We start from the raw sequence: 5,023 nt of genomic DNA on the forward strand, positions 1-5,023 counted from the left end.
CGCCGCCGGCGGCGCGGTGGCCATGGCCGGGGGCGGGGACGACACGGACGCCTCCGGCGCCGACGCGGGCGGGGCGGTGGAGTTCCACGGCGCACACCAGGCGGGCATCGCCACGCCCGTGCAGGACCGGCTGCACTTCGCCGCCTTCGACGTGAAGACCGACGACCGCGCCGAGTTCGTGCAGATGCTGAAGGACTGGACGGCCGCCGCGCGCCGGATGACCGCCGGGAAGACGGTCGGCGAGGGCGCGTACGGCGGGCTGGCCGAGGCACCGCCCGACGACACCGGCGAGGCCCTGGGCCTCATGCCCTGCCGGCTGACCCTCACCATCGGCTTCGGCCCTTCCCTGTTCGAGAAGTTCGGGCTGCGGGACAGGCGCCCCGCGGCCCTGGTCGACCTGCCGAAGTTCCCCGGCGACAACCTCGACCGGTCCCGCACCGGCGGCGACCTGTGCATCCAGGCCTGCGCGGACGACCCGCAGGTCGCCGTGCACGCGATCCGCAACCTGGCCCGCATCGGCTTCGGCAAGGTCGCCATCCGCTGGTCCCAGCTCGGCTTCGGCAAGACCTCCTCGACCACCCCCGGCTCCCAGACCCCGCGCAACCTCTTCGGGTTCAAGGACGGGACCCGGAACATCGCGGGGACCGAGACCGACCGGCTGAAGAAGTTCGTGTGGGTCGGGGACGGGGACGTCGGTGCGAAGGACTCCTGGATGAGCGGGGGCTCGTACCTGGTCGCCCGGCGCATCCGGATGAACGTCGAGACCTGGGACCGGACCTCGCTCCAGGAGCAGGAGGACGTCTTCGGCCGGGACAAGGGCGAGGGCGCGCCCGTCGGCAAGGCGAAGGAGCACGACGAGCCGTTCCTGAAGGCCATGAAGCCCGACGCGCACGTACGGCTCGCGCACCCCGACTCCAACGGCGGGATCACGATCCTGCGCCGGGGCTACTCCTTCACCGACGGCACGGACGGCCTGGGCCGGCTGGACGCGGGCCTGTTCTTCCTGGCCTACCAACGCGACGTGCGCAAGGGGTTCGTCCCGTTGCAGCGCAAGCTGTCTGCGCACGACGCGCTCAACGAGTACATCCAGCACGTGGGTTCGGCGGTCTTCGCGATTCCGCCGGGCGTTCGCGACGCGAACGACTGGTGGGGCCGCACCCTGTTGTCCGAGGAGGCGTAGGCGAGTGTTCTCCAACTACCTGATCGGTCTGCGCGAGGGGCTGGAGGCCAGCCTCGTCGTGTGCATCCTGATCGCCTACCTGGTCAAGACCGGCCGCAGGGACGCCCTGAGGCCGATCTGGACCGGTATCGGCATCGCGGTCGCCATCGCCATGGGCTTCGGCTGCGTCCTCGAATTCGGCTCCCAGGAGCTGACGTTCGCGGCGCAGGAGGCCCTCGGCGGCTCGCTGTCGGTGCTGGCGGTGGGCCTGGTGACGTGGATGGTCTTCTGGATGCGGCGCACCGCCCGGCACCTGAAGTCCGAGCTGCACGGCAAGCTGGACCAGGCGCTGGCGATGGGCACGGGCGCGCTGGTGGTCACCGCGTTCCTGGCCGTGGGCCGGGAGGGGCTGGAAACGGCGCTCTTCGTGTGGGCGTCCGTGCACGCGGCCTCCGACGGCACCCCGCGCCCGCTGGTCGGCGTCGCCCTGGGACTGGCGACGGCGGTCCTGCTCGGCTGGCTGTTCTACCGGGGCGCGCTGAAGATCAACCTGTCCAAATTCTTCACCTGGACCGGCGCCATGCTGGTCGTGGTCGCGGCGGGCGTCCTGGCCTACGGCTTCCACGACCTCCAGGAGGCGGACTGGCTGCCGGGCCTGACGAACCTGGCCTTCGACATCAGCGGCACCATCCCGCCGGACAGCTGGTACGGCACGCTGCTGAAGGGCGTGTTGAACTTCCAGCCCGACCCGACGGTGCTTCAGGTCACGGTGTGGCTGCTGTACTTGGTCCCGACGCTCGCGCTCTTCTTCGCCCCGGTAGGGTTCGCCTCCGGGAAGGGGAAGGTGACGGTACCTGATGAGCAGGGTTCGCGGCCCTCGCAGGCTTCGCAGGCTTGAGCGGAAGGCCCTGATAGCGGCCTCGGTGACCGCGCTGTCATGGACGGCGAGCGGGTGCGTGGTGGTGCACGGTGAGCGCGAGGTGCTCCCGGCCACCACGCGTGCCGAGGCCGCGAAGGCACTCGAGCGGTTCACGGACGCGTACAACAAGGCCGACAAGGCCTACGACAGCTCACTGGACGCGAACCATGTCACGGGCGCCCTCGGCGCCATCGACGCGGCGCGGCTGAAGGCCGGCCACATCAACAGCCCGAGCGGTAACGCCCGGCACACGCCGCTGACGCTCACGGACGCCCGCTTCACCATCCCCAAGAAGGCCGGCTGGCCGCGCTGGTTCCTCGCCGACGCCAAGGGCAACAAGGGCGGCACCTCGCGCTGGCTGCTGGTGTTCACCCGCAACGACCTCGACGAGACCTGGAAGGTCGCCTATCTGACGCTGGCGGCCCCCGCGAACGTGCCGAAGTTCAAGGTGGACAAGGACGGCTGGGCCGAGGCCGTGCCCGCCGACTCCGCCGGGCTGACCGCCCCGCCGGGTGACCTGAGCCAGGACTACGCGACCTACCTGAAGGACGGCGGGACCACCTTCGCCCCCGGGGTGCACACCACCACCTGGCGCAAGCTGCGCGCCCGGAACGCCGTCAAGCCGGGCCTCGCCACGCAGTACATCGACGAGCCCCTGACGAACGGCGCCTACGCACCGCTGGCGCTGCGCACCGCCGACGGCGGCGCGCTGGTGTTCCTCGCCACGCACCACTACATGAAGCAGACGGCCGCCGCGGGCGCCACCGTGCCCCGTCCGAACAAGGCCGTGCAGGCGTTGACCAAGGGCGAGATCAAGCAGTCGCTCACGATGGAGTTCGTCTCCAACGAGGCCGTCCTGGACCCGGCGGCGGGCTCGGCGGGCGGTCAGGACAAGGGCCAGGGGAAGATCGCGGTGCTGGGCCGCGTGCAGGGGTTGACGTCGGCGCAGGGCGGGTGACGCGGGGGGCCTCGAAGGTCGTGGGGCTCTCAACGAGCGGCCCGGAGTTCGGCTGGTCTCAACGGGGCGGCCCAACGGGGCGGCCCGGGGTCTCGGTTGCCTTCAGCGGGTCCTGGAGGGCTCGGCGGCTCTCGGCGGGGCAGTCCTGGAGGGCTCGGCGGCTGTCGATGGGGCGGCCCAGGTGGCTCTCAATGGCGCAGGGGCCAGGCCTCGCCGATGTGTCCGGGCTCCTGGCCGGCGTGGCGGGCGCACGCGTCGGTGAGGGCCTCGAGGAGGCTGAGCGGGTCGGGCAGCGGGTGCTCGGGGCCGCGCACCCAGCGCACCGACCGGTCGCCGTCACCGGGCAGCCGGGCCGGCGGTACGAGGACGTAGGAACCGCGGCAGTGCCAGCGCAGTCCCGGGTGCTCGTCCATGGTCTCCGGGTGGCAGTCCAGCTCGCAGGGCCACCACTCGTCCTCGTCCTCGGGGGTGCCGCGGGTGAGGGTGAAGAACAGCATGCGGCCGTCGTCGCTCTCGGCGACCGGTCCTGTCTCGACGCCGGCGGCGAGCAGCCGCTCCAGTGCCTCCCGGCCGGCCTGCACCGGCACGTCCAGCACGTCGTGCACCATGCCGGTCGCGGTGATGAAGTTAGCCTCCGGCTGGTGCCGGGCCCAGCGCTCGATCTGGGCGCGGTCGGTCGTGGACTGCGTCTGCCACGCGAAGGACACCGGGTGCCTCGCGGGCGTGGGACAGCCGACGCGGTCGCAGGAGCAGCCGTAGCCGGCCCCCGGATGGGCGGCGGGCGCGAGGGGCAGTCCCGCGGCGGCGGTGGCGAGCAGCAGAGCCTCACGACCCCCGTCCCCGGCGGCCTCCTTCGGGCGGCGTCCGCGCAGCCATTGGGAGAGTTTGCCCTGCCGGCCGGTGCGGCCGCCGAACTCCGCGCTCATCTATCCCCTCGCCTCGCTGGTGTGGACAGCTGGCTCCATGGTCCCACCATCCTCCGTCCGCGGTGACCGCGCCCCCGTGTCCGGGCCGGGAGGCGGTACTCAGCGTGGCACGAGTCCGTACAGTGCGTAGTCGACGAGGGTGTCGGTGTAGGCGTGGGTGATGGGTGCCGTGTGCTGCAGCCAGCGCTGGGCTAGCGGGGAGACGAAGAGTTCCAGGGCGATGCGCGGGTCGACGTCCGGGCGTACGGCTCCGGTGTCCTGGGCGGCGCGCAGCCGGCGCACGTACAGCTCCAGCTGCGGTTCGAGGAGCTTGGTCACGAACTCCCGGCCGAGCGGCTCGTTCACCACGCCCTCGGCGGCCAGCGCCCGCGACGGCGCCTCGAACCTCGGGTCGAGCAGTTCGTCGACGGTGGCGCGCAGCACGGCCTTGAGGTCGGCGGCGAGGTCGCCGGTGTCGGGGATCTCGTACGGCACCTGCCCGGCCTGCCGGGCCGCCTGTTCTGAGAGGTCGAGGAACGCCTCCAGGAGCACGTCCGCCTTCGAAGGCCACCACCGGTAGATCGTCTGCTTGCCCACTCCGGCCCGGGCGGCGATTCCCTCGATCGTGGTCTTCGGGTAGCCGGCCTCGGCGACGAGCGCGAGTGCGGCGTCGTAGATCGCGCGACGGGACTTCTCACTGCGGCGGGTGGCGTCCGGGGCTGGCTTCTTGACCATGGGGCGACGGTAGCAGGGGGGTGAGACGGGACGTCTCGCCGCAGGCGTGCGCCGGCCGGGAGACGGGCGCGGGTCGGGCGGCCTGCGCGGGTCGAGAGGCCAGAGCGGGTCGAGAGGCCAGAGCGGGTCGAGCGGCCTGCGCGGGTCGAGAGGCGAGAGCGGGTCGAGCGGCCTGCGCGGGTCGAGCGGCCTGCGCGGGTCGAGAGAGGGGAGCGGGTCGAGGAGACGGGAGCCGGTCGAGGAGACGGGAGCCGGTCGAGGAGACGGGCGCGGGTCGAGGAGACGGGAGCCGGTCGAGGAGACGGGAGCCGGTCGAGGAGACGGGAGCCGGTCGAGGAGACGGGAGC

At 72.2% G+C, this 5,023-nt stretch carries 5 protein-coding genes; 3 read left to right on the plus strand and 2 right to left on the minus strand.

What is annotated here, in order from left to right; all coding sequences use genetic code 11:
• The 3 genes from efeB to BZY54_RS43390 all read left to right on the plus strand — a co-directional run.
• On the plus strand, positions 1-1,180 hold a 1,180-nt coding region (gene efeB, locus BZY54_RS43380; RefSeq protein ID WP_086730858.1), incomplete at its 5' end, for an iron uptake transporter deferrochelatase/peroxidase subunit.
• Between the two features lie 4 nt (positions 1,181-1,184).
• Positions 1,185-2,057, plus strand: coding sequence for an iron uptake transporter permease EfeU (gene efeU / locus BZY54_RS43385; protein WP_086730859.1), 873 nt, complete (start codon positions 1,185-1,187; stop codon positions 2,055-2,057).
• Complete coding sequence (locus BZY54_RS43390) at positions 2,017-3,036, plus strand: SCO2278 family lipoprotein (RefSeq protein ID WP_086730860.1); 1,020 nt, start codon at positions 2,017-2,019, stop codon at positions 3,034-3,036. Before efeU ends, BZY54_RS43390 begins: the two co-directional genes overlap by 41 nt.
• 188 nt (positions 3,037-3,224) lie before the next feature.
• Here BZY54_RS43390 and BZY54_RS43395 read toward each other — a convergent pair whose 3' ends face one another.
• Positions 3,225-3,962, minus strand: a complete 738-nt coding sequence (locus BZY54_RS43395) for a bifunctional DNA primase/polymerase (protein ID WP_086730861.1) — start codon at positions 3,960-3,962, stop codon at positions 3,225-3,227.
• Between the two features lie 99 nt (positions 3,963-4,061).
• Complete coding sequence (locus BZY54_RS43400; protein WP_086730862.1) at positions 4,062-4,676, minus strand: TetR/AcrR family transcriptional regulator; 615 nt, start codon at positions 4,674-4,676, stop codon at positions 4,062-4,064.
• Positions 4,677-5,023: the final 347 nt, after the last annotated feature.

Source organism: Streptomyces carpinensis, from assembly GCF_002154505.1.
Taxonomy (GTDB): domain Bacteria; phylum Actinomycetota; class Actinomycetes; order Streptomycetales; family Streptomycetaceae; genus Streptomyces; species Streptomyces carpinensis.